Here is a 26,246-nt window from a genome sequence, read left to right on the forward strand (position 1 = left end):
CATTAACCAAAAAAAACCCCAGCTATGCAACTGAGGCTTTTCTTTGTTAGATAAAATTCACCACGCATTATCATGACAACATTATAATGGCTTGCTAGCGGTAATTAACGTTCTAGATTAACTAGCGTTCTAAATGTAGATACTGCATATGGCGCTCATACTGATTAAGAATATCGACCAATACTTGCTCTTTAGTGTAGCCAACCAAATCATACTCTTGCGAGCCATCACTTAGGAACACCTCAGCTCTATAGTAGTACTCAGCAAGTTTACTTGAGGTATTAAGCGTGAAGTTAGGACGTTCAGCTTTCACTAAGTTGACTTCATAAATAAAGTCATCTTGATCGCCATGGCCAACTTGTAGTTTCAGACCCTCTATTTGAACGCTCTCTTGGCCTTTACCTTGATCTATATCTTGACCAATATGCTCAGGATTACGGACGATCAAAGCCGTTTTAAGTCCGCCTGCTTGCAACTCTTTCTCAACTTCAGTCATCGCTGGTAATACGACATTCTGTAAAAAGCGCTCAACTTGGGCATGTCCCGGGAAGCTGACAATACGTTGCAAGCGTGCCTTCCAGCTCTTGCCACTATCAAGCACGTTGGCCGTGCCTATGTTACTGGCTTTGCGTTTATTACCCTCTTCTTTTAATGATTTCCACATGGCTATCATATAGAGCACTAAAATAATCGAAAACGGTAGTCCAGCAATAACAGAAACGGATTGTAATGAGGCAAACCCACCGGCAAATAGTAATCCAAGCGTGATAAGGCCGGTCGCTGCTGCCCAGAATAATCGTAACCAAACGGGAGCATCGGTATCATTAGTCATCCCTCTTGAGCTAAGGTTGGCCAATACTAAAGCGCCTGAGTCAGCTGAGGTGATAAAGAATACCAAACCAATAATAACCCCAGCAAGTGACAACACATCACTGTACGGATAATACTCAAACAACGCAAACATACCCATCGCGGCATCATTAACAGCGATTTCACCAAGCTCAGTGGCACCATTGGCTACTAAGTCGATCGCAGAGTTACCAAAAATAGAGAACCAGGCGAAGATGAAGCCCAATGGAATAAACATCACGCCAAATACGAACTCGCGTAAGGTACGGCCACGGCTGATTCGCGCGATAAACAAGCCTACAAACGGCGCCCATGCCACCCACCATGCCCAGAAAAATATCGTCCATCCCGACTTCCATTCGGCACCAGCAGCACCATCGTAAGCATAGACGTCAAAGGTCTTAGCAACGATTGTTTGAAAGTATTGACCTATATTCTGAGTAAAGGTATTAAGCAGATAAACCGTGTTGCCCATTACCAACATCGCAACCAGCAATAATATAGCGGATAGCATATTGAACTCGGAGAGGCGGCGTACGCCTCTCTCAACACCGGTCATTGCTGATATAGCGGCTGCCGCGACCACACCGACAATGATAAAAGTCTGAACCATTTTGCTCGATTCAATACCAAAGACATGGGTCAGTCCCGCATTGGCCTGTAGGATTCCAATCCCTAAACTGGTCGCAATCCCCATCAACGTACATACCACGCCAAAGGTATCGATACTATCACCCAGCCAGCCCTTAATTAAACGCTCACCAAAGATAGGGGTTAAAGGAGAACGCAGCGCCAGCGGCATGTTTTTACGATAAGCAAAATAGGCCAATGCCATACCGATTAACGCATAAATGCCCCAGCCATGAAGACCCCAATGTAAAAAGGTTTGGGCGACTGCTTGGCGCATAGCCTCTTCACTGGCCGGTGTCAGGCCAGCATGTGGCGTTAAGTAGTGCATCAAGGGTTCGGAGGCACCAAAAAACAGCAAGTCAATACCAATACCTGCTGAGAACAGCATTGCCGCCCATGCTAAGAAAGGAAACTGCGCCTTTTCGTGGTCTTGACCAAGCTTGATGTCGCCGTAACGCGAAAAGCCAACGAATAGAGAAAAAATACTGTAGGCCGCCACCACCAGCATGTAATACCAGCCAAGACTCTCTGATACCCAAGTCATTCCAGAACTGAGCAAGGCTTCACTATAATCTGGAAACGAGATGGTCCAGATAATTAATAAAATAGAAATAAGTGCTGAGCCTAAAAAAACCGTTTTGTTTAGACTCAGGGTTTGCGTCGCATCCTTTGAGGGCGAGCTGGACATAAAAGACCTCAATAGGTAAGGTTAATCATAATCTGGTATTACCTTGTCCGTCATAGCGTCATGACGTCACAAAAGCAGGCAATACCCATAAATAGAGCATTGATCATTTTCATAGTTTTAAAAAGTTAGCACTAATCGAACGACAGTGAACACTAAATAAAATAGAGTCGGAATGTAGAATCGTATAGCTGTTTTAAGTGCGACCACCTATAGCTGTTATCTAGCAGGACTGTAATCACGCATCGGCTCCGCTCTTAACGGCGCGCCATTCGCAACGTAATAATCTGCGTTAGACCGTGGCAGTTTCTTACCTCTCATTTTATCGACAATTTTTTCTGCCATCATAATAGTGGTCGCGTTTAGATTGCCACTGATAATGTTGGGCATAATAGACGCATCAACGATACGCAGGCCTTCAATACCGTGTACTAGACCTTCTCCATTGACTACCGCGTCTTTATGTTCACCCATCGCGCACGTGCACGAGGGATGATACGCAGTTTCACTATTCTCACGAACGTAGTCATCTAACTGTTGGTCAGTGACTAAATCTTCAGTTGGTGAGATAGCACGACCGCGGTAAGGATCGAGTGCCGGCTGATGCATAATTTCACGAGTGATACGCATCGCCGCACGGAACTCGCGCCAATCCTGATCATGAGACATATAGTTAAATAAGATACTAGGATGCGCTTTTGGATCTCGTGAGGTCAGCTTTACGTGGCCGCGACTCAGTGAACGCAGAGAGCCGACATGCGCTTGAAAACTATGAGAATTGCTGGCACTGCGGCCGTCATAACGAACGGCAAGTGGTAAGAAATGATATTGAATATTGGGATGCGTAAAAGTCTCATCAGTACGGATAAAACCGCCACCCTCAAACTGGTTAGACGCTCCAAGTCCGGTGCCTTTAAATAACCATTCTGCACCAATCGCTGGTTTGTTCCACCATTTATTGGCAGGGGCAATCGAGACCGGTTGGGTACATTCATACTGCATATAAAGTTCTAAATGGTCTTGTAGATTGTTGCCAACGCCTGGCAAATCTAAAACTACAGGCACACCCAATTCCTTGAGCCATTGGCCGGGACCAATACCTGAACGCTGAAGTAATTGCGGCGTTGCAATCGCGCCTGATGAGACAATCACTTCACGGGAAGCATGGAAATTCTTAGTCTGACCTTCGTGCTCCACTTTGACACCAATAGCATGCTTGCCATCGAACAAAATCACGTCGGTCAGCGCGCCAGTCAAAATCGTGATATTACTGCGCGGCTTAGCGCGATCAAGATAGCCTCGAGCAGTCGAAGCGCGGCGGCCATTTGGCGTGACAAAGCGATCCATCGGACCAAAGCCTTCTTGCTGATAGCCATTTAGGTCTTCAGTTCGAGGATAGCCTGCTTGTACACCTGCCTCAATCATGGCTTGGAATAATGGATTAACGCCTGGCTTTGAAGTGGTCATCTCCACAGGTCCACCCACACCATGATAATCATTCTCGCCAGCATCACAGTTTTCTAACTTTTTAAAATAAGGCAGACAATCTGCATAGGTCCAGTCTTCTAGACCTTCTATCTTAGCCCAGTCGTCAAAATCTAAGGCATTACCACGGATATAGCACATACCGTTAATCAAAGATGATCCACCAAGGCCTTTACCACGACCACAGTCCATGACCCGATTATTCATGTAGGGCTCAGGATCGGTTTTATAGCCCCAATTGTAGGTCGTCCCTTGCAACGGCATTGCTAATGCTGCTGGCATTTGCGTGCGAAAGTCTAGCCGATAGTCCGGACGGCCTGCTTCTAATAGCAACACCTTGATATCAGTATCTTCAGTCAAGCGCGTGGCCAACACGTTTCCCGCTGACCCTGCGCCGACAATAATATAGTCATACTCAGGTAGTGTTGATGACATAAAAATCTCCATAGTATTGAAAACATAATATTGAAAAAATAAATCATTTAACCGCAGTAAGGTCGAATAAAAAGGTCAAATAAGTCCGAATAAAACAACCTGACTGCGTTAATAATTTCTTCAGTATTAGTAATTAACGAGCAAAAATTTAAAGTGAACCTTAAAAATTTGCCATTAAGAAGCAATGGTTAAAAACCAATCGCTAAAAAGTAGCCGCTAAAAAACAACCCTTAAAATACCGATTCAAATGCACCTAGCTCTACTTGGATAGATTTAGTCTGAGTATAATGCTCGAGGGTTTGCATGCCGTTTTCGCGGCCGATTCCTGAATGTTTGTAGCCGCCTACTGGCATTTGCGCTGCTGACTCGCCCCAAGTATTTAACCAGCAGATACCCGCTTCGATTTGAGCAATGACACGATGGGCACGTTTCAAATTAGCAGTTACCACCCCTGCGGCTAGACCATATTCGCTAGCATTGGCACGGCGAATGACCTCTTCTTCGGTCTCATACGTCAATATAGACATGACTGGACCAAAGATTTCCTCGCGCACGATACTCATATCATCCGTACAATCGCTAAAGACGGTCGGTGCCACGTATGCGCCATCAGCAAGTGAGCCTTCCGTTACTCGCTCGCCGCCACACAACAACCGAGCACCGCTAGCCTTACCTTGCTCCATATAGCCGAGCACTCTTTCCATATGCGGGAAGCTGACCAACGGCCCCATGGTGACGCTCTCATCCATAGGATCGCCTAACTTGATGCGCTTAACACGTTCTAAAATAGCTTGCTCAAACTTAGCTTGTAAAACTTTGGGAACAAAGACGCGCGTACCATTGGTACATACCTGACCAGTGCTATAAAAGTTTGCCATCATAGCGATATCAGCAGCAGTATCAAGGTCGGCATCGTCAAATATAATTAACGGTGACTTACCACCAAGCTCAAGCGTAACGTCTTTAAGCGACGACGTTGCAGCGCTAGACATGACTTTTTTGCCAGTCGGTACGCCGCCAGTAAACGATACTTTAGCAATATCAGGATGCTGAGTAAGCGCTTCGCCAACCTCATAATTACCCTGAACTACGTTAAAGACCCCATCCGGTAAACCAGCTTCAGTGAAAATTTCTGCTAATTTTAGGACGGATAAAGGCGTCATCTCAGAAGGCTTAAAAATCATCGCATTACCAGCAGCTAACGCAGGAGCGGCTTTCCACATGGCGATTTGAATCGGATAGTTCCAGGCGCCAATGCCAGCGATAACGCCTAATGGCTCCTGACGGGTGTAGACAAAACTGGTATCACGCAATGGAATTTGACGGCCTTCAATAGTTGGCGCAAGCCCCGCATAATATTCAATGACATCGGCACCAGTGACGATATCGACATATTTAGTCTCAGAGATTGCTTTGCCCGTGTCCATAGTTTCAAGCATCGCAAGCTCGTCATTGCGTTCGCGTAATAGTGCAACTGCGTTTAGCAAAATACGACTACGCTCAACCGGAGTCATGGCTGCCCAGACTTTCTGACCTTTTTGCGCTGCGATGACGGCTTCATCAATTTGCTCAGTCGTCGTTTGTTGAATTTTTACTAATACTTCACCGGTCACAGGGTTGATACTATCGAAAGTCGATGTCGACTCGTCTACCGCAAGATAGCTACCATTAATATAAGCAGTTTGTGTTTGGTTAAAATCAATAGTATTTTTCATATTAGTTGAATCAGTCATGATTACTCCTTATGACAACCGGCAAAAAAAGGGCTATAGCAAGCCCTTTACACCTAATAAATTGTCATTTTTATAAATGGTTAAAATAAATAAAGCTATATTTTACTGCTGCTCACTCTGGGTCATGTTTATTAAGCGGTTACGCAGTGACTTTTTATCAGGAATACTAATACCCGAAAAATCAGAGAGCCAAATGCCATCAGCTACCAGACGCACCATACATAAGGTTTCAGTATTATCTGTTTGTTCATGCTTGCGTAATTGCTCATTAGACCAATAGGCCCAAACCTCGCGAAGGTCGCGATCCCCTAGCATCAATACATATAAGGTTGCTTGGTGATTAAACTCTTCCAGCCCTTTTTCGCCTAGACTGATGGTGGCATCGATATATGCGCGCGTAAAAGAACCATAACTCACGGGGTCTTTGGCCATGGCGTCATTTACTTCTGATTCAAACGTTGCCATGGCATCGTTAAATACGGCAAGAATAAGCGCGTCTTTAGTCGCAAAATGGTGCATCACACCGCCTTTGGTCACCCCCACTACATCAGCGACCGCTTGAAAGGTGACTTTAGACAAACCTTGCTCTACCGTAATTCGTGCCGCTTGCTCAAGCAGAGCACGGCGAACCAGCTCCGGCTGTTTTTTGCGTTTATAAGCATTGTCTATCATTTAATGTCCTACAGAATTGGAGAGTACATTCATTACCACCACACCACCGACGATCATAGCAATACCGACCACCGCTGGTGTATCCAGATTTTGTTTAAATACGATGATGCCAATAATAGAGGTTAGGACAATACCCAGACCTCCCCACATGGCATAAGCAATGCCCAATGGCAACGTTTTTAGCGTGTGCGTTAGCAAGTAAAACGACAACACATACAGCACACCCATAATAAGGGTCGGAACTAAGCGGGTAAACTGTTCTGACTTGACCAAAAACGTCGTACCAATCACCTCACAAATAATAGCCATGCCAAGATAAAAGTAAGCAATAGTGGTAGGACTCATAGTTAAGGGGCTCTTGTTAGTTATAGCGCTATCAATTAAAACGTTATTAACTGAAGCAATATTAATAAATCATTATAAAGAAACCATACGGAAGGTATCTTATAGCCTTTCATAGAAGATTGGAAGGGGCAGTTTGTCCCTTTGTCATTTAGATTCCGCTATTTGCTTCTTATCATTGTTGTTGGTTATTGGCTGAGTGTCCACCTATGACCGTGTATTTTGGGTAGACTGTGCCGTTATAACTAAGCCTTAATAGCTAATATTTAACACAGAAAAATGATCATTTGGAGTAATGACTATGAGTAAAGAGCCACTAATTAGGTTATCAGAAGAAGCAGAAGAAATGGTTTTGGAGGGTCTCAGTGCATATATGAAAGAGGAATTCGATACCGATATCGGCAACCTGCCCGCTCGGTTTTTATTGGACTTCATCATTGAAATGCTAGGCCCGCATTTATACAATCAAGTGATTGAAGATATTGAGCCTTGGTTATATGAGAGATTTACAGTTATTTTAGAAGACATGCACAGCTTTAAAAAAGATTAAAACTCAATAGATTTCTTGACCCTACTTTGTTACATCGTATTAATTTGGAATGAACTATCTCCACTATATTGCATACTATACTGTTAGAGGTAGCCAGCTAAACCTAACAAATTAAAATTATCGTAATACATGGTTTCAATCCACGCACCCGTGAAGGATGCGACTTGTCACCCAACGCATACTTTGGAGCGCAAGCTAGTTTCAATCCACGCACCCGTGAAGGATGCGACCTTGTAAGGCGTGGGAGGGCAGATAGTGTACTGTTTCAATCCACGCACCCGTGAAGGATGCGACGCTAGGTATTCACGATACGGCACCATGTCATCAGGGTTTCAATCCACGCACCCGTGAAGGATGCGACCATGCGCCATGTTGAGCGAGCAGGCCAATATAAAGTTTCAATCCACGCACCCGTGAAGGATGCGACAACCCACAGATGACATTTGGTCACGAGCCGACAAGTTTCAATCCACGCACCCGTGAAGGATGCGACTACATGATCCGGATGAACAAGCGATTGAAGGCAGTTTCAATCCACGCACCCGTGAAGGATGCGACTTTGATAAGTTGGTCTGCTAGCACTTACTGTCTGTTTCAATCCACGCACCCGTGAAGGATGCGACTAACTATACCCTCCAACTCTTTGAGCATATAAGTTTCAATCCACGCACCCGTGAAGGATGCGACAAAGGTTGATATATTCAAAGTACCGGGCTTAATGTTTCAATCCACGCACCCGTGAAGGATGCGACGACGTTGATTATCTGACTGGTGATGATATGCCGGTTTCAATCCACGCACCCGTGAAGGATGCGACTCGCGTAGAGCATTGTTGTTGCAGCCTTTTGGGTTTCAATCCACGCACCCGTGAAGGATGCGACCATGCAACACCCCCAATAGACCACAGAATAAGGTTTCAATCCACGCACCCGTGAAGGATGCGACAACAGTAAGCCTAAAGCCGATTCAGTGTTTCTTGTTTCAATCCACGCACCCGTGAAGGATGCGACCAACTTATTAACCTTAATACTCGTGTACTGCCCGTTTCAATCCACGCACCCGTGAAGGATGCGACTGTCATAAAACGATCTGTTGGGTATGATTATGTTTCAATCCACGCACCCGTGAAGGATGCGACAGCTATTGCCAATATGGAAGATAATGGAAAGTTTGTTTCAATCCACGCACCCGTGAAGGATGCGACTGATTATCAGGACTACATCAAAAACAAATCATTAGTTTCAATCCACGCACCCGTGAAGGATGCGACTTCAAGTCTCTTACAGTGTGCCCGCTTGCAGAACGGTTTCAATCCACGCACCCGTGAAGGATGCGACACAGTATTTAAAACAGCACCGATCCACGTAAAGTTTCAATCCACGCACCCGTGAAGGATGCGACCTGGCTATTGGCATCAGACTGCTGATTACTACGTTTCAATCCACGCACCCGTGAAGGATGCGACCGATAACCATTACCCTGTGTGCCCTCGGTATAAGTTTCAATCCACGCACCCGTGAAGGATGCGACTGTCTAGCGATAACTGTAAACTGGTATTAATTTTTTTCAATCCACGCACCCGTGAAGGATGCGACCTGAGCAAACTGGATTAATGACAGTTGGCAGCTTGGTTTCAATCCACGCACCCGTGAAGGATGCGACCATGATTAATATCCTTAAGGCTGAAATTTAGTAAAGTTTCAATCCACGCACCCGTGAAGGATGCGACCGATACCATTAAACTTGCGCGACCCAACGAGTATGTTTCAATCCACGCACCCGTGAAGGATGCGACCCGCCGACAAACATTGCAGCGCTGCCTATCGTGTTTCAATCCACGCACCCGTGAAGGATGCGACCACTAATGACACGCCATTGCCTGCGCCACATTGCGTTTCAATCCACGCACCCGTGAAGGATGCGACCTTTTATAGTATGAGTATAATTACAAACGTAATGTGTTTCAATCCACGCACCCGTGAAGGATGCGACATATGCTGTTCAAAGTTGAGTGTGATTTGCCAGTTTCAATCCACGCACCCGTGAAGGATGCGACTTGTGTTGCCATGCGGGTCCGTCCAAATAAACGGTTTCAATCCACGCACCCGTGAAGGATGCGACTACGGGTACGACGCATAACCGCTAACGATGCTAGCGTTTCAATCCACGCACCCGTGAAGGATGCGACCTGTTTGGGAGTCATGATTGATAACCTTTAGTTATGTTTCAATCCACGCACCCGTGAAGGATGCGACTTCTTTTTGATATCGGGGACAAGGGTAAATTCTGTTTCAATCCACGCACCCGTGAAGGATGCGACAAATTAGCCGGTTTGAAAAACAAGCTGTAAATAGGTTTCAATCCACGCACCCGTGAAGGATGCGACAATTAGCCGGTTTGAAAAACAAGCTGTAAATAGGTTTCAATCCACGCACCCGTGAAGGATGCGACGCACCGACTGCCATAAGCCAAAAACGCATGCTGTTTCAATCCACGCACCCGTGAAGGATGCGACCTGAGCAAACTGGGTTAATGACAGTTGGCAGCTTGGTTTCAATCCACGCACCCGTGAAGGATGCGACCCAAAATATTACGATTATTGTTTGGCGCTAGTCGCGTTTCAATCCACGCACCCGTGAAGGATGCGACACAAGTTAATCTAAGAATATCTGTAGAGTTAAAAGTTTCAATCCACGCACCCGTGAAGGATGCGACCTCATCACAGCACTGTGTTTTAGCGCCGTCACTGTTTCAATCCACGCACCCGTGAAGGATGCGACCTCAATGGTATTCACATCGTTGTCACGTTTTAAGTTTCAATCCACGCACCCGTGAAGGATGCGACATAGCCGTCTAAGCAGCCTTAATACTCTATTTGTTTCAATCCACGCACCCGTGAAGGATGCGACACGGATCGCGCTGGCAAGACGGTGCAAACGGGCGTTTCAATCCACGCACCCGTGAAGGATGCGACTAGAGCGTATGTCATTGATATTATTCGATATTGCGTTTCAATCCACGCACCCGTGAAGGATGCGACTCAATGCTTGTGAAATTAAAGTCAGTGGGTGTGTTTCAATCCACGCACCCGTGAAGGATGCGACTAAGCTAATTTATAAACCCCAAGCGGTGCTTGTCTTGTTTCAATCCACGCACCCGTGAAGGATGCGACACACCCTGCTATTCATTTCTCGTTATTACTTTGTTTCAATCCACGCACCCGTGAAGGATGCGACTTCATGTAATAGCAACCGACTTAGATACAAGTAGTTTCAATCCACGCACCCGTGAAGGATGCGACTAAATAACTATGAGCCAATAACAAAGCGATTGACCGTTTCAATCCACGCACCCGTGAAGGATGCGACCAAAGATTTTGATAACCAAGATACATCATCAGGTTTCAATCCACGCACCCGTGAAGGATGCGACAAATCATGGACTTGATACAAGGTCAGATTGACGTTTCAATCCACGCACCCGTGAAGGATGCGACAGCCCTAACCAATAGTATTAATTCCATTAATGCAGTTTCAATCCACGCACCCGTGAAGGATGCGACAGCCCATAGTTTAAGTCACTAATAAGGTTGAGAAAAAACCTTGGAATTTGCGAACGTCTAAACCATAAGCGAATCTGGCAAGTACGGCACTCACCAAAGTTTTGTTTTTATAAAATAAAGATAATAAAATCATGTTGTTAAATAGATTTGCGACACCTTTGCGAATCTCCTAGAGATTTTATGTATGCTATGGGTTCGCAATGACCTTTGACAGTCAAATAGTACGTTTTACGGTTTATGATAATGCTTAAAAAAGCAGTACATCATTCAAGTCTATCACAGGTTTTGCGCCGACATGCTCCACTTTATGCTGCCAGTTTTTACCAAGATGATAATAGCGCAGACTATCAACATCAGGATTAATGACATCCTCAAGCGTGGCTTTAAGCGTTGTCCACTGGGCAGGATTTACTTCGATTTCAAACACAGAATATTGAACTCGTTGCCCATAATTCAGGCAATGCTTAGCGACGTGACGCAGACGTTTGGCACTTGATGCGCCCTCTGAGCTAATGTCGTAAGTGACCAGTACCATCATGATATAAATCCTTAATGACTACTTGAACTATCATTTTTTAATGCAAGTTTACTTCGTTTTATAAGCTTATTAATTAGGTTTATCTACTTCCACAAAAACGGAATATAAGCATCGATATCGCCTCTGATATGGCGTGCCATAATGGTAGCCTGTAAATGCGGTAATAAACCAAACGGTACGGTCTCCTCAAACCAGTCATGGTAGATGGTTTGCTGCTTACGGTCATGCCACGCCTTAAAAAAGGTTTGACGCGCATCATCCTTTAGCCAAACTGCCCCATTAGGCTCTTGCTTAAAGTCTGATTTACTAAGCTGCTTTTTATTGACTAGCGAGAGCACAAATCGATCAACGATAGGTCTGAACTCTTCCACCAGATCTAGTGCTAGTGAGGGACGACCGGGACGTAATTGATGAAATACACCACAAGCAGGATCAAGCCCAACGGTTTCGAGCGCACTACGGCAATCGTGAGTCATGAGCGTATAGGTAAAAGATAACAGCGCATTCATCGCATCGGTAGGTGGATTACGAGTACGTTTGGCAAAATGAAAATCAGGATTGCGAATGAAATGTGGAAACACACTAAAGTAAGTGCTTGCCATCTCACCTTCACGGCCTAGCAAATCTGGTAGCGTTTGGGTGGCAAGGATTTTACTCAGGCCACGCTCCAAACGTTTTTGGGCCGAGTTTAAACTATCAATAGTAGCGTCATCAAGCTGCTGTTTATAATCACGAAGATAGCGCCGGATAACTTGGCGCTGATTGTGGACTTTACCTAAGATAATACTATGACAAATTGGCTGAGTACGCTCAGGGTCATCGCCAATTCGATATTGCTCACGCCGCAATAGCACATTGCCACTGACTGCACCTTCAATACGGGCTTGAAACTTGCCATATCGATTAAGATGAGTGATAGTGATGGCGTTATCCGTACAATGCGCCATCAGAGCTGGTGATATAGAAACTTGTCCAAAGCAGACGATGGCCTCTAGTTTATGAAGAGGGACACGGCCTTTGACTTCATGATCAATATTCATGACCACATTCTCACCTTGTTTATTCATCCATGCGCCTTGAGTCTGAACAAATAGAGTATTTTTTAATGGGCGCATGAATATCCTTATTAAGGCTATAAAAGTAGAGTTTTTGTTGTTTTGCAAATGAGTTTATTAATTTTTAATCATCTAAACTGGCAACAATATGTTTGGTAAGCCATGCCTTGGCGTTTTTATTAAATATTTTGGGATGACAGTGGTCTTTTAGCGAGCAGTTGCGGCATTTACTGGTGCTATAGATAGGCTTTGGTGTTTTTCCACTTTCTATAATATGTCGGCAGTCATCAATCGCACCTAAGGTTATCTGTCGCAGTTCATCGTCAAAATCTACTGCGTGACGGCGACGGGTTTTGCCATAGAATAGAGCCCCTTTCGGTACGATACAGTGGTGCATGTCTTCTAAACATAAAGCTTGCGCACACAGTTGCACCTCATCGGCTCGATGGGATTTAGGCTTGCCACGTTTGTATTCAATCGGAAATGGCACTTGGTTGCCATCGTCATCCGTATGATATTCGACGACATCAGCAATCCCTTCTAATCCTAAAGCTGCATGACCCAGCGCTAGGGTGCGAACCGTTTTAATATTACCGCGCGTATCATGCCCGCCGGAGTTCACCTTTTCATGCATGACTTGGCCTTCAGCGGTGAAAACATTCTCCTCCCATGCGCATTCCAGCTCAATCAGCGCAAACTGACGCGGGCAAAATAAGTAATGCTGAAGGCGTGATAGGTAGAGGGTTTGCATGGCTATGGCTCTTCATTAAATAATAAGGTTTGAGCGAAACTCACTGTGTAAAGTTTGCTCAAATATCTAAAAGTTAATGACAGACTAAAATCCTTCAATAATCTCAGGCGTTAATCCATCAAGTACAGATTTTAATGCTGACTCATCAAACTCACCTTTATCATTCAACAGTTCTTTTAAGCTACGATGTACTTTCGCTGACGAATACTGTCCTGACTTACTGCTATGTGGCCACCAAACTACCTTCTTAACTTGCATACTGCCTTCAGGACGTGCCGATGAGGCATCACCTTCAAACAATTTAGGTAAGATTTCTTTTATCTTTTCAGCATCCGCATCACTAAATCCAGTGCGCTCTGCTAATTGCGGTGTGATAGCCCCATAAGTCACATAAATACCTTCATCTACACGGTGCTTCATACCCATAGTATCGCTACCTTTTTTCGTGCCATCACCTTCACCACTGACACTTTTGGTGATTTGCGTACTGGTAATATCGACAGGTTGCAAACTAAAAGCAGACTGAATAGTGACAGGGCCTCGAATAGGAATAGACACTCCGTCCGCATTCTTGTTATCCGCTTTAAAGGCGAATACTTGACCAAAAGCACGCACATCAAACCATTTATCACAGGCTTTTTGCGCGGTCTCATCACGTTTGGCTTCGAGATTTTCTTTTTTATTGGCTTCAAAGGCACCTTTACCCAAGCCTACTTCTTCATCATAAGCGCGGTTTTTTAGGCTGGTCATGCCATCAGTTTTTTTCTCGTCAGACTGTATGAATATCGCCTCGCCAGACTCTTGCAGACGGTCACGAATTTTACGTTTTAGACAGACATCAGTGATTTCACCATTGCCTTCAAAGTCAGTACGCGGACGGTTACCATTCAATGGGTCGCCATTAGGATTGGCATTGTTAACGCCCATGATGATGGCGAAGTCGATTTTATTATTGATAGAATTGTGAGTAGTAGCAGTCATAATTATTTCCTTTTCTTAAATTTAGGTTATTAATAAGTGTATTTGGTAAGGCAATAGCTGTCTTACTACTTGTGGCTTTACGCGTCCACAGAACTATCTTGCTGCGCTGTTATTTTGTCATTTTCACGCGCCTTTTTAGCTTGTTGCTTATCTAATCTCAATTGCATTTTTTGGCTGTGATAGCCCAATAAAAATTCGCCTGACAAAGCCAAGTTATTATTGAAATCTTCTATTTCAAATGAACTCATAACTTGGTCAATCATAGACTGCATGTTAGCGAGATAACCACCACGACTGGACTTTAGACGGTTTTCGTATGGCTTAAGAGCCAGCTCGATATTACGCCAAGTACTAAAAGGACGATTGGCGAACTGTTGCATATAACGCTGGGCAGTCGTGTTACGCTTTTCACCGGCAACATATAACGCTAGACTTTCGATATCATCTGCAATAGCTAGCAAGCGTCCATATAGATAGTCACGGCTGGTGTAATCTGTTTGTAGTGCCACGGTGTAGCTCCTTTGTTTTGAATGACGCTGATAATAACCACGGAATAATGCACAAGCTACGCTAATTGCTTGATCCCATTCCCCATTCTCTAACACTAATGGATTGCAGGCACGTTTGATGCATAGTTCAACCAGTTGCCATGGTAGTTGCCTGACTTCCCCCTCAACGATACAGGGCAAGACTTGCGAGACGACCTGCTTTTTTAAGGCATCGGACAAACGAGACCCGTAAGCAACTTGAGCAATCTGTTTGGGTGTTGGTGCTTTAATAGTGAGTTTAGACTCATTACTCTCTTGGTCTTTGTAATAGAAGTACCATGAGAACTGGCGATACCACGACTCTAGCGCATCAATATACGCATCGGGCATGCTTTCATGATAGTAGGTAACGGCCATTCGCCCAGGGGTAGCAGCATCTAGAGTAATAACGGAAATTTGGTCGTGAGCATCGAGCTTCTGACGGTAGCCTTGCATGGTATTGTTTAAACGCTTGCCAAAGTTAACACCTAGATTTTTATCATGGTTAGGACAAGGCGAGAAAGGCTTAGATTCAACGGTTGGGGCAAGGCTGTTGGTAGAAACTATACTATCGTCATCGTCGTCATAACTATCATTTTCAAATTCAGTATTGTCAAAGCCGTTGCCATCTTCTAAACCAAAGTCTTCATCATCAAAAACCTCACTATCATTGCCAGTACTGCTATCAATACTGTCATTTTGGTTATCAATATTATCCACTACATTAAACCCTACAGCCTCTGCTATATCTTGTGTAGGTTGAATGATTTCTTGGGCAGATGTTGCCCATGCGACCACTGCTTGCCCTGCTTCTTCACGACCTTGGCGAGCTAACAACCATGACAGTGCCGCATGCGCTTTTTCAGTTACGACCGCACTAACGTTTGCGCCTTGCAGACCAGTGGCTGCAATAGATTTTTTATCGTCAGTAAAGCGTCCCAAAAAGGTAAAGCTAGACATATCGTTGGCAGAAATTAGCTTGGCATTGGTAGCACTACGTAAAATACGATTGGGATGTTTGCTGGCAAGAGGGTGCGTATCTCCTGTGACATAACAAAAACCATCGGTACTATCAAGTGTCGCATAAAACTGTTGCCATGATTCAAATAGACTAGTATCTTTCCATGTTTCAGCAGGGCCGCCTTTTGCCATATTAGTGATATCACTGGGCGTTACTCTCCATGCTATAAATGCAGCTCCTTGATCAAAGGTCCCTTTGTCTGGATGTTTATTTAATGAAGATAAAATACTGTCCGGATAGTCTCCTGCCTGCGTGGGATAAGCCAGTTTGTCATTATCAATAGGGTCAGCAATAAGGACATTAGCTTTTAACAAGTCTTTTACTACTGTGCCTTTCTGTACGTATCTGAGCACTGCCTGTGCTTTTGGATGGGCATACTCTGAATTACACCAAAAACTTAGTATTTCAATGTAAGGTTCATAGAAGTTGCGTTTAGGGTCGACTGCATAATGTTCAAAATAGTCTTTAGCTAAATACTGAACCTTATCTGATAATGGATGTGGAGGTGGTATTTGGCCTGCACGAGTTGCGGAATCATTAGTTGCAGGAATAGCTAGATAGCTTGATTTTACTTTGCCTGTTCCGCGCTCACCATTGTCTCTACATATCTCGGCTTTGACGAAGTCACCTTTATCATTAATAGTAACGATAATTTGAACGTTCTGATTAACATGATAATAAGGCATCAACTGAGTTTCTTGAGACTGGACTTCCTCATTTTGGCTGGCCTGCTCATAGGTTTGATATAATCGTTGTAACCAACTCATAACGACTCCTCCGTCTGAGTGACTGGCTGCATATTGTCATCCAGCTCAAATACTTTAGCCGTCATCTCCCGTACAAAACGATTCGGCATACCGTTATTAGCGTCAGCTATAAGGTCATCTGTAGGTTTGGGAAACTCTAAAACGCCATTCCGCATGACTGTGTGCCAAAAGCGACTGTGCAGCTCATCTACACCTGTCTCATCAGGATAAGCAAAGCTATGAAACATCAGTCCATAATGCGTTTGCCCAGCTTCGTCATAAAAGCTGTTTCCACTACCAAAATCACAAGGCTCGACATAGCCTTGGCACTCTCTAGCACCTAAGAAGATATCTTGACGACCGCCTTTATCGACCATACGCTGAGCGATACTGTAATGCTTACCATCAATACGGTCGGCTTTTAGTTCAGGCCGATGCATATTCCACTCAAAATGCGCTTGGACTTGATAAGCGACATCATGAAGATAGGTGTAATAGGCCAAATCATTTCCATCTTTATGGAACTTGATGGGCTTCATGCCTTTAGTCTGAGTTCGAATGGGATTGACTATGCGGACTTTATCGATATACCAAATAATAGAGGGTTTCCAATAAATGCTTTTGCATACCCCTTTTAAGGCTTCATAGGTCGGCAAGTGATAACTGGTCTTCTCACCACCGATACGCGTGATAGGGTCAGTGAATAGAGCGTTACGACCCGTGAGTAAAAATTCGATAGAGTTTTTTGGTTTTATATTTTCTGTCATAAATTATCCTTTTAACTAAGTTTAATAAACATTGAAACGTAAAGGGAAATATGAGTATGTTTTCTCAACAATGACTCTCTAACCCCAATTGAAACTACCTTTTCGAGACAGTCAATTCAAATTAAAACCCACCTAAAAAATCTAATTCCCCACTTCCCGAAATATCCAGTCCCATCTTGTCATCATAAAACTGTTCATCTAACGTCAAAATACCTGTGTCTCTGACCATAGCAATTGCTTTAACATCCTGTAATTGTTGTAGCATATAAGGAAATACATTCACGCTATATTGCTGCGCTTCGCGGACTAGCTTATAAAAGTCTTTAGTACTCACCTGTGTACCGTGTAAATCATTAATTAACTCACGACCTGCTTCACCATACGGCACGACAATGGCCTGAGTAGGCGCATCAATAGCCTTAAACGCTCGTCCTGCATCCATAAATGACTGCCATAGTTTTGGATATTGCTTGTTCTGTAACCTCACAGAATTGTCATTATTAACATATTCATTAGTAGGATTGCTACTAAGCCAACCATAAATCGTATCACTACCACTCTGCTTTGAATCCAAATCTTTCACGGGATATGCCATCTGCTGCTCAATAGTAGATTCGGTATAAAAGTATTCAAAATAGCTGGTCATAATATCGGGGTCGAGTAGATGCTTGTCTTGATTCTCAGGTAAGCTTAAACTGTAAAGGAGATCAGCCATTTTGTTTCTACCCAGCTCGATAGTGGGTAGTTTGCTTAAGTTTTCCTTATCAGGACTTACAATAAATACCTGTCCTTTAATCGGTTCGCCTACATCATCAAGCATCTCGCCATGACGGTTACAGCGGCCTGCTGCTTGTGCAATACTGTCAAGCCCTGCCAAAAACCGAATAACTGACTTAAATGAGACATCTACACCGGCCTCAATTAATTGCGTTGAGACGACTAAGGTAGGCAGTCCTTGTTTTAAACGGCCTCTAATCTCAGATAGTAAGTCTTTTCGATGCCTCGCACATTGACCCGTACTTAAATGAAATAGTGCTGATAACTCTGTTTCTGTATTTTTTAACTGTTCTGACAAAGTTTGATATAGCTGGCTTGCCCATACTTTGGTATTCACAATGACCAGTGTGCTCTCAAACGTTGTAAAATTATCCAGTATATAGCTGGTTAAGCCATCCAAATCCTTATCAGGCTGAGTATGGTCATGAATATCTACTCGCTTTAAGGTGTCAAACAATAAGCTCAAATCTTGCCGCTCACCAATGATTTCCGTAGGGGTATTCAAAGTCCCGTTTTTTTTGTTAGGCAGGTTGTCTAGGACAGGCTGAGTAGCCGTACATAGCACGGCGGTGCTATTAGCGTAGCTGGTTAAAAAGTTAATAGTATTGCAAAAAAGGTAATAGCAGTTAATAGGTAGGGTTTGAATTTCATCAAAGATAAGCACCGCTCGACTGAGTTGGTGCAGCCGTCTGACGCCTTTAGTACCCCCACCGAAGCAGCTTTCTAAAAACTGTACCATGGTAGTAAATACAATAGGAGCATTCCAATTGTCCATTATCAGCTTACTTTGCCACGTCTGCACATCAGGCTCTAGATTGGAATGCTGCTCTAACACCCAGTCACCTAGATAACTGCCATCAGGTAACTTGCCTTCTAAAATCTTCCGAATTTCAGCTGCGTTCTGCTCAATAATACTGGTAAAGGGAATGATATAAATGATTCGGTCGAGGTCATGGCGCTTGGCATGTTGCAGAGCAAAACGTAGGCTGGCTAGAGTTTTGCCACCACCTGTAGGTACGGTCAGTGAATAGATACCTTGATTTTTCTGACCCGCATCAAAACAAGTTTGAGCGATACGATTGCGTTGGTCATTGATAGGGTTGGGCGGATTACTTGGGGATTCATCACTAAACGCTTGATAAATAGCCTCTAGCTTATCAATGGCTGTCTGCCAATTTGGCTGATGATAGGTTAAAAGGTGGGCTTGATTAGGATGTTCAAAGGCAATGCTGTTGCTGCGGTCAGCATCAATCAGACAGCTAAACAGTAAACGAGTGTAGAAACCTGTATAGAAGTCTTTTTGTTTATCAGCTAATGTACGACTACCAAGAATAGGGGCATAGGCTTTAATAAACTCTTTTAAAGCGAGTGTAAATATATCAGAGTTTAATTTGGTGAATAACTTTTCATCAATTGCGTTAATGACAGCCTCTTGATAATGACTTTGGTCTTCTTCTTTGTGTTTGCGCTGATTGAGATAAGGTTTACCTACTTTATCTACTACATTCACTAAGCCACTGTGATGTGAGGCAACACAGATAAATAAAATGTCGGCTAATAATACACCTTGCTCTACTTTTATTTTTAAATTGCTCTGTTTATCTGTCGTATTGGTACTTAATTTTTTGAGCTTGTTATAAAGAAAAATAGCACCTGCTGTTGAATGATCCACAGACCCCCTGGCGGGCTTTCCTTGGAGTTCTAGAGCTTCAAAATCATCATCTACAGTACCATTTCCTGCCTTAGCTCTATCATAAGTTACACATTGTTGAATATACACTTGAAATGCTTGACTATATTTCCCTAAGTCATGCAATAGCCCAATCAGCTCACCTGCTAATGGCAAACCAATCTTAGTTGCCAAGGCTTTGGCTATTTGTGCTGTACCTGTCAAATGATCATAAAGTAACTGCTCACTACCATCACTTTCACGCACATGTGCAATGAAGTTTTTATTGATTATATTCAAAGGTTCGTTTTGCTTATCTACATTTTCCATATGAGATGTTATTCCAAACAAGAGTTCTTTAATATATTAGTTCAACGATATCGTAATCTATTTCAAGTAACAAGATAAAATACTACTAAATGCGACACTTAATGTCGTCGATGTATGTAAATCGCTTTTTTCTCACTTTAAATGGGTCATATTCAAGGGTATAGAAGTTATAATGAGCAAACCAGTTGTATTGATTTTAGGATAGTGAATAAAATAGATGAAGAAATAAATATCGATATTAATCGATTTATATACCCACACAATAAGTTAAGTGCAAAATCAGTAGACAGAATTAGGTTAGCTTGACTGCCTTTTGTATAGTAATAAAATCATATTTAAGTGATAGTAATGAAAGAAGATGGAATCACTCTAAAAGCTATATTTTATAGGCAAAAAAACCCCAATTGTTAAACTGGGGCTTTCAGAATCTGGTAAGTGTAGTTGAATACGAGACGAGCTAGCTGCCGCTACAATAACTTCTTATCAGTTAAATTCGCAGGCTCCGGGGCATAGTACGAGTTACGAGGTAGCAATATAATCGAGACCAAATTAGCGGTAAAGTAGTAGAAATGAGTTGAAATTGTTGTACTGAGTTTTTATCTGGATTGATAATCTAATAGCTTAACCCTATACGAAATAGAGTACTGACGATCACAAAACTCTTTGATATCAAATTCATCAAAATGATATTTATCGAGGATGTACTATATATAGTTAAGCACAAAGTCGAATCCCACAAAAGTTGGTGTCTCATGACTTATTCTAGTACTTATGCTATATCGCACTTTATTTGCAGTTTTTTTATTATATTTTATGAAGGAGCTTATTTATGAAACGTGCCAATCAATTACAGCCATTATCTCGCCAACATCATCTGGGACTACATGTGGGCCGTCACGCTAAAGAGTGCGCTGACAATCCGCAAGAGATTGCTGAGCATTGGCAAGCGCTATCCTCTTATATGAGTGATATGCGCCATCATTTTAAAATCGAAGACAATCTAATCGTTGATGCCCTACTGCCTCATCAAGCTGCCCAACCTGAGGTGGCATCCGTACTTGATACATTGGAAGAGCAGCATAAGCAGTTAAATGAAGTAACAGCCAATATTCAAGCCTCTCAAGAGACTAAAAATGGTCAGGCTACTGATAGCGTAGTCACTGTAGACCAAGTCAGACAACTTGCTAATCTGCTCTATGATCATGTTCGTTTTGAAGAACGCGAGCTCTTTCCTATCGTTGAAAAATATCTGACAGAGGATGAGCTGAATGCTGTTTATGATGCGAGTCCAGACCATATTAAGCATTTAGATGAGCAGCGCTAGATTGCACGACGTTTGAATAACATAATCAATTCAAAATAAGAAACACTTATAGCAACGTGCTACTGGTATAAATTTTTTTGGCGTGCTGTCCGCTAGCGTGCTTCGAGCCTGCAAAACGTTTGTTACAGTAGCATGCCAGTAGCACTCTGTTGTTTTTAAATTGGATTAAATATATCTCACATAAAGACCGTTTTATGGCCGTTGATTTAGCTTATTAACGCTAGCGATTAAAGCGACCATTATCATGCCCATTACAATCAGAATAATGGACATCGTATGGGCAGCCTCATAATTAAGGGCCTCTACTTGCTCATAGATAGCAATAGAGACCACTTTGGTTTCGCCTGAGATGCTGCCCCCTATCATTAATACCACGCCAAACTCGCCAATCGTATGCGCAAAGCTAATGAGACTACCGAGGACAATACCAACTCGTGCTTGCGGTAGCGCCACTCTTATAAAACGTTTCAGTCGATTGGGCTCTAATAACTGGGCGACTTCCATCACGCTTCTTGGAATACGTAAAAACTGCGCATAAACAGGCTGTACATAGAACGGTAACGAATAAATAATCGACCCTATCACTAAGCCCTCAAAAGTAAAGATGAATGGGCTGATATTATGCTCAGCAAGCCATTTACCGATGCCAAAATTCGGACTCATCAGTAGTAATAAATAAAAACCAATCACCGTGGGCGGTAATACCAATGGCATAGCAATAATGCCCATTAATAATATCTTAAGACGACCAACAATATGGCCTCGGCTTGGCTTGGCCAACCAGTAAGCCAACGGCGTCGCAAACAATAACAAACACAAGGTCGTCACACCGGCAAGCTTAATACTGACCCAAACTGGGCTGAGCATGCTTGATATAAGGGATTGAGTGATCATAACGTCAATACTGATTGATGAGGGTTATAGTCTGCATAACTGTTTATTATTGCACTGTCAGATGACTATTGAACGGCCAAATAGCCCGCTTGAGAGAAGTATAGTTGTCCTGCGGTAGACTGTAAGTAATCAGTGAAGTCTGTAGCGGTAGATGCGTCACTAATGATTATTCCATCTTGTAGAATAGAGGGATAAGCATCTGGCGGCAAGGTATAAAATTGCTCAGGGGTGGCTTTAATCGCAGTGACTTGTGATTGCGCGACAAATCCATAATCGACACTACCCGTATGAGCGTACTGAAAGGCTTGGCCAATATTTTCAGCTTGTATCAGGCGTTTTTGCTCATTTAGTGAGTCATAGATGTTTTGTGATTGTAGATACGCTTTTGCAGACTCGCCATAAGGAGCAAGCTCAGGATTAGCGATTGTTATCTTACTATTAGGGTTTGCCACAAACAAATCTATCAATGTCGTTTGGTTAAAGTCGTTAATCGGCTTAGTCACACTGTATAGGGCCAATTGACCTTGAGTATAAGTGAACGGTTTATAAGTTTTTTCACCTTGAGGCCTTTTATTAGCCATCTCATTTGCTAACTGAGCAGGGAAGGTTTGGTTGGCAGACAAGAATATATCATAGGGCGCACCGGCTGTGATTTGCGCATATAACTTGCCCGAAGACGCATAGGTTACCTCAATGTCTTGCTGAGGTAGTTTTTTATCTGCTTTATAAGCGTCAACGATATCAGGCAATACATCAGATAAATTAGCAGCAGCGGCAATACGTAGCGTTGCTGTCTGACCAGTCATCTTATTAGACCCAGCTTGCACCGTATCATTTGTGCTTTCTTTAGTACAAGACGTTAACGCTAACGCCAAACAAGTAGAGGCACTGACCGTTAATAAAGCTTTAGATACGGCTGTAAAATCCTGCATTAGAGTCTGACTGCCGCGACCCCTTAATGTATCAATTTTCATAGCCTACCCTATTTACAGATGATGTTTACAAGCTTGCCGTTTTACTACTAAAATGAAAACTTGCACGATTTTAAGACCCATTTTTTATTTAAAAAGCCTTACTAAAACGACTAAGCAAAAACAGTTCTATGACCATTCTTACTTAGCCGTTATTGGTTAATCATTGTTACTTAACCATTCTTATTTAACCACTGCTACTTAGCCATTGTTACTCAACCATTTAGAGGAGTCATCCTCATAGTATTCTTGCTTCCAAACCGGAATGTCCGCTTTGATAGTATCCAATATCCAGCGGCAGGCATCAAATGCAGGATAGCGATGGGCGCAAGCAACCCCAATCCATACCGCTATATCGCCTATCTCTAATGCCCCGATACGATGAATAGCGATGGCATGGGTAATCTCAAATTTGTTTTTTGCCTCTTCAATGATTTGACGGCCTTGATTGATTGCTAATTCTTCATAGCCGTAATAACTTAAGCGATCGACGCTACTGGCGTTATTATGATTACGTACGCGTCCCTCAAAACTGACAAAGGCGCCGCAACTGTCATCATCCAGCATCGCTTTAAGTCTACTCTCATCAATGGCGATGTCTAACAAAGCAAAGCCATCACGTTGAGCCAGCGCGTAGGCCTCATCGACGCTACGGTTTATGTGCATAGATTGGCTATGCACCTCTTTTTTAGCGTTTTCTACGCCAGAATCTGTACCTACATTATTCGTACTCTCTTGCATTATTAACCGCCTGCTACAGGTAAAATAAAAACCACATTATCGCCATCGTTAATCGCTTCCGTCCATTTGACAAAGTAATCATTTACCGCGACCCGTAACTCAGTTTGTGGTCGTGTAAAACGATGCTTTTCACTTAAGTGTTCATACAAACCAGTGAGGGAGAGTGACTGCTGGACGGTAACTTTTTCCTCATGGCAGTTGGCTTCATCAGCCAAACCAGCAAAGTATAAGATATTAATATCCATGGTGGCATCTGTTATTACAGTATTTGTAGTGCTCATAGAGGTCTCCCTAGCTGGCTGATTGTCTCATTAAATATTTAAGTATTAAACCGAAGGATAGTTATAATCTGATTTGCCACCGGTTTTATTAATAAGATGAATACCCTCAATAACGATGTCATGCGACAAGGCTTTGGTCATATCATATATAGTCAAACAGGCGATACTAACGGCGGTTAGTGCTTCCATTTCTACGCCTGTTTTATGAGTGACTTTCACCGTTGCGGTCACTGTAATCGCTTGAGTCACATCGTCATAATCAAAGGTTAAACCAATTTTATCTAAAGGTAGCGGATGACAAAGTGGAATAAGCTCATGAGTACGCTTGGCCGCCATAATACCGGCTATATGCGCGGTCTGAGTGATACTACCCTTTTTAGTCATACCATCAGCGGCTTTAATCTGCGTATAAATACCCTCTGGAAATCGTACTTGCCCGCTGGCATGCGCTTCTCTAGTAGTTACTGTCTTGCCGCTGACATCGACCATATTAATATCGCCATCACTATCCAAATGGGATAACCCAGATGCGGCTAAATCAGTTTGCGTGTTCTGTTCAATATCAGTATTAGAATCAGTATTAGAATTGATCGGCATAGTCTATTTACTCTTTAAAAGTCTCGTTACTCTATTAACAGTCTCGTTATTTTATAAATCATATAAAGCGGCGCACGCCTGTTTGAAATCCTCAGGGGTATTAAAGTTAGTCAATGACTGCCATTCTTTCACAATTGGAATAGCCTGAGTCATTGGTTTAATAAACGTCATCACTTGCCGTTCTCCACTATCAATATAAGCCTTTAAGTCAGGCTCAATACTCAACTGATAAAGCCCTAATAGCGGATATAGATGCGTCTCATCTGTTAAACAAATTACTGATTTCTCTAAAGATTGAGCAATAAAGGGTCGTAGCTTTTGCCATAAATCGGTAGCTGGAATTAAGCTATCACAACTAATGACCATCAACCACGATGAGTGCTCATTCTTTAGCGTTCCAGCGTCAGTTATATTTGTCAGTGGCTGTTTTACTAGTGCCTGCTTTAGCAATAGCTCTTTTATTAATAACTGCAGCGCTGACTCAATCGCTACTAATGCCCCGCCTGTAACTGTATCGCTATTATCGTCAATAGTCGTCGTAGAACCATAATCAGCAACATAATAAATAGGCGACTCTGGGCGGTCTAAAAGCAATTCTGGCGTTACGGTAAAACCACGCTCATTATCAGCAATGATAATGGGTACATTTAAACCGATAGCGTGTCGGACATGATAGTCCAGCAAGCTTTCATCAGTAGGCAGTGTCAACTTAGCTTTGGGTGTGCCCATACGTCTGGAGTTACCGCCAGCCAAGATCACAACACCAGCTAAGCTGTCTAAACGATCAGTCATGGCTAGGATTAGCGCGCATAAAATGAGGCACAAAATTACAAGGACGAGTGCGACTGTCAAATTGATCTTTTAATAGGTCTTCCCAACCAGTACGACAGGCGCCAGTTGAACCCGGCAGGCAAAAGATACCCGTTCCGTTTGCCATACCGGCAATCGCCCGCGACTGTATGGTAGACATACCAATATCGTCTTTTGAAATAAGCCGAAACATCTCACCAAAGCCATCAACAGATTTATCAAACAGCACCTGTACCGCTTCTGGCATACTGTCTCTTATAAAAAAACCAGTACCGCCAGTGGTAATAACCGCATGGACATTGGAATCTGCAATCCAGCCACTAATCACTGCTCGAATATTATAAATATCATCAGTAATGAGCTGGCGGTCTGCCAAATTATGCCCGGCTGCCGTTAAACTATCTACCAAATACTGTCCCGAGGTATCTTCTGCTAGAGTGCGGCTATCAGAGACAGTTAACACCGCGATATTGAGCGGGATGAATTCTGCAGCGGGCTTGGACATGGGTATTCCTTAGTCGTT

The 26,246-nt window shown here is 43.2% G+C and carries 21 protein-coding genes and 1 CRISPR repeat array; of the genes, 2 read left to right on the forward strand and 19 right to left on the reverse strand.

What is annotated here, in order from left to right; all coding sequences use genetic code 11:
• Positions 1–121: 121 nt before the first annotated feature.
• The 5 genes from betT to AAEY88_RS04535 all read right to left on the reverse strand — a co-directional run bounded on the left by betT (position 122) and on the right by AAEY88_RS04535 (position 6,834).
• Positions 122–2,167, reverse strand: a complete 2,046-nt coding sequence (betT, locus tag AAEY88_RS04515; protein ID WP_350559671.1) for a choline BCCT transporter BetT — start codon at positions 2,165–2,167, stop codon at positions 122–124.
• Between the two features lie 216 nt (positions 2,168–2,383).
• The gene (gene betA / locus AAEY88_RS04520) at positions 2,384–4,084 is read right to left on the reverse strand and encodes a choline dehydrogenase (protein WP_350559674.1); all 1,701 of its coding nucleotides are present in this window, start codon (positions 4,082–4,084) and stop codon (positions 2,384–2,386) included.
• Positions 4,085–4,314: 230 nt separating this feature from the next.
• Positions 4,315–5,799 carry a betaine-aldehyde dehydrogenase gene (gene betB, locus AAEY88_RS04525; RefSeq protein WP_407074424.1) on the reverse strand — a complete coding sequence of 495 codons (1,485 nt, stop codon included), beginning with the start codon at positions 5,797–5,799 and terminating at the stop codon, positions 4,315–4,317.
• 120 nt (positions 5,800–5,919) lie between these two features.
• Complete coding sequence (locus tag AAEY88_RS04530; RefSeq protein WP_350559680.1) at positions 5,920–6,489, reverse strand: TetR/AcrR family transcriptional regulator; 570 nt, start codon at positions 6,487–6,489, stop codon at positions 5,920–5,922.
• Entirely contained in the window at positions 6,490–6,834 is a 345-nt protein-coding gene (locus AAEY88_RS04535; RefSeq protein WP_321154454.1) for a multidrug efflux SMR transporter, read from the reverse strand.
• A gap of 298 nt (positions 6,835–7,132) precedes the next feature.
• Here AAEY88_RS04535 and AAEY88_RS04540 point away from each other — a divergent pair, with 298 nt between their 5' ends.
• Positions 7,133–7,381: a DUF2164 domain-containing protein gene (locus AAEY88_RS04540; protein WP_350559683.1), complete on the forward strand. Its 249-nt coding sequence runs from the start codon at positions 7,133–7,135 to the stop codon at positions 7,379–7,381.
• A 132-nt stretch (positions 7,382–7,513) separates the two neighbouring features.
• A CRISPR array of direct repeats spans positions 7,514–10,943; the repeat unit is 32 nt; unit sequence GTTTCAATCCACGCACCCGTGAAGGATGCGAC.
• 247 nt (positions 10,944–11,190) lie between these two features.
• On the opposite strand, the gene cas2 is transcribed toward AAEY88_RS04540, so the two are convergent.
• The 7 genes from cas2 to cas3 all read right to left on the reverse strand — a co-directional run bounded on the left by cas2 (position 11,191) and on the right by cas3 (position 20,105).
• Positions 11,191–11,481, reverse strand: coding sequence for a CRISPR-associated endonuclease Cas2 (gene cas2 / locus AAEY88_RS04545; RefSeq protein WP_350559686.1), 291 nt, complete (start codon positions 11,479–11,481; stop codon positions 11,191–11,193).
• Positions 11,482–11,564: 83 nt separating this feature from the next.
• Positions 11,565–12,596 carry a type I-C CRISPR-associated endonuclease Cas1c gene (gene cas1c / locus AAEY88_RS04550; RefSeq protein ID WP_350559689.1) on the reverse strand — a complete coding sequence of 344 codons (1,032 nt, stop codon included), beginning with the start codon at positions 12,594–12,596 and terminating at the stop codon, positions 11,565–11,567.
• A 64-nt stretch (positions 12,597–12,660) separates the two neighbouring features.
• Entirely contained in the window at positions 12,661–13,287 is a 627-nt protein-coding gene (cas4, locus tag AAEY88_RS04555; RefSeq protein WP_350559692.1) for a CRISPR-associated protein Cas4, read from the reverse strand.
• Between the two features lie 84 nt (positions 13,288–13,371).
• A complete protein-coding gene (gene cas7c / locus AAEY88_RS04560; RefSeq protein WP_350559695.1) occupies positions 13,372–14,268 on the reverse strand; it encodes a type I-C CRISPR-associated protein Cas7/Csd2 in 897 nt (298 codons plus the stop codon).
• Positions 14,269–14,345: 77 nt separating this feature from the next.
• On the reverse strand, positions 14,346–16,583 hold the full coding sequence (locus AAEY88_RS04565) for a type I-C CRISPR-associated protein Cas8c/Csd1 (protein ID WP_350559698.1): 2,238 nt from the start codon (positions 16,581–16,583) through the stop codon (positions 14,346–14,348).
• The gene (gene cas5c, locus AAEY88_RS04570) at positions 16,580–17,329 is read right to left on the reverse strand and encodes a type I-C CRISPR-associated protein Cas5c (RefSeq protein WP_350559701.1); all 750 of its coding nucleotides are present in this window, start codon (positions 17,327–17,329) and stop codon (positions 16,580–16,582) included. Before cas5c ends, AAEY88_RS04565 begins: the two co-directional genes overlap by 4 nt.
• Positions 17,330–17,450: 121 nt before the next feature.
• On the reverse strand, positions 17,451–20,105 hold the full coding sequence (gene cas3 / locus AAEY88_RS04575) for a CRISPR-associated helicase Cas3' (protein ID WP_350559704.1): 2,655 nt from the start codon (positions 20,103–20,105) through the stop codon (positions 17,451–17,453).
• 829 nt (positions 20,106–20,934) lie between these two features.
• On the opposite strand from cas3, the gene AAEY88_RS04580 reads away from it, so the two are divergent.
• Positions 20,935–21,429 (forward strand): hemerythrin domain-containing protein, encoded by a 495-nt coding sequence (locus tag AAEY88_RS04580; RefSeq protein WP_350559707.1) that lies wholly within the window; start codon positions 20,935–20,937, stop codon positions 21,427–21,429.
• A 192-nt stretch (positions 21,430–21,621) separates the two neighbouring features.
• Here the strand turns inward: AAEY88_RS04580 and modB are convergent, their stop codons facing one another.
• The 7 genes from modB to moaB form a co-directional block, all read right to left on the reverse strand.
• Positions 21,622–22,323, reverse strand: coding sequence for a molybdate ABC transporter permease subunit (gene modB, locus AAEY88_RS04585; protein ID WP_350559710.1), 702 nt, complete (start codon positions 22,321–22,323; stop codon positions 21,622–21,624).
• A gap of 65 nt (positions 22,324–22,388) precedes the next feature.
• Entirely contained in the window at positions 22,389–23,297 is a 909-nt protein-coding gene (modA, locus tag AAEY88_RS04590) for a molybdate ABC transporter substrate-binding protein (protein WP_350559713.1), read from the reverse strand.
• A gap of 198 nt (positions 23,298–23,495) precedes the next feature.
• On the reverse strand, positions 23,496–24,035 hold the full coding sequence (locus AAEY88_RS04595; RefSeq protein WP_350559716.1) for a molybdenum cofactor biosynthesis protein MoaE: 540 nt from the start codon (positions 24,033–24,035) through the stop codon (positions 23,496–23,498).
• 2 nt (positions 24,036–24,037) lie between these two features.
• Positions 24,038–24,316 (reverse strand): MoaD/ThiS family protein, encoded by a 279-nt coding sequence (locus AAEY88_RS04600; RefSeq protein ID WP_350559719.1) that lies wholly within the window; start codon positions 24,314–24,316, stop codon positions 24,038–24,040.
• Between the two features lie 45 nt (positions 24,317–24,361).
• The gene (moaC, locus tag AAEY88_RS04605; protein ID WP_350559722.1) at positions 24,362–24,913 is read right to left on the reverse strand and encodes a cyclic pyranopterin monophosphate synthase MoaC; all 552 of its coding nucleotides are present in this window, start codon (positions 24,911–24,913) and stop codon (positions 24,362–24,364) included.
• Positions 24,914–24,964: 51 nt separating this feature from the next.
• Entirely contained in the window at positions 24,965–25,705 is a 741-nt protein-coding gene (locus AAEY88_RS04610) for an NTP transferase domain-containing protein (protein ID WP_350559725.1), read from the reverse strand.
• A complete protein-coding gene (moaB, locus tag AAEY88_RS04615) occupies positions 25,698–26,228 on the reverse strand; it encodes a molybdenum cofactor biosynthesis protein B (protein WP_350559728.1) in 531 nt (176 codons plus the stop codon). The genes AAEY88_RS04610 and moaB overlap by 8 nt, the downstream gene beginning before the upstream one ends.
• Positions 26,229–26,246: the final 18 nt, after the last annotated feature.

The organism is Psychrobacter sp. CAL346-MNA-CIBAN-0220 (genome assembly GCF_040309805.1).
In the GTDB taxonomy this organism is placed as follows: Bacteria; Pseudomonadota; Gammaproteobacteria; order Pseudomonadales; family Moraxellaceae; genus Psychrobacter.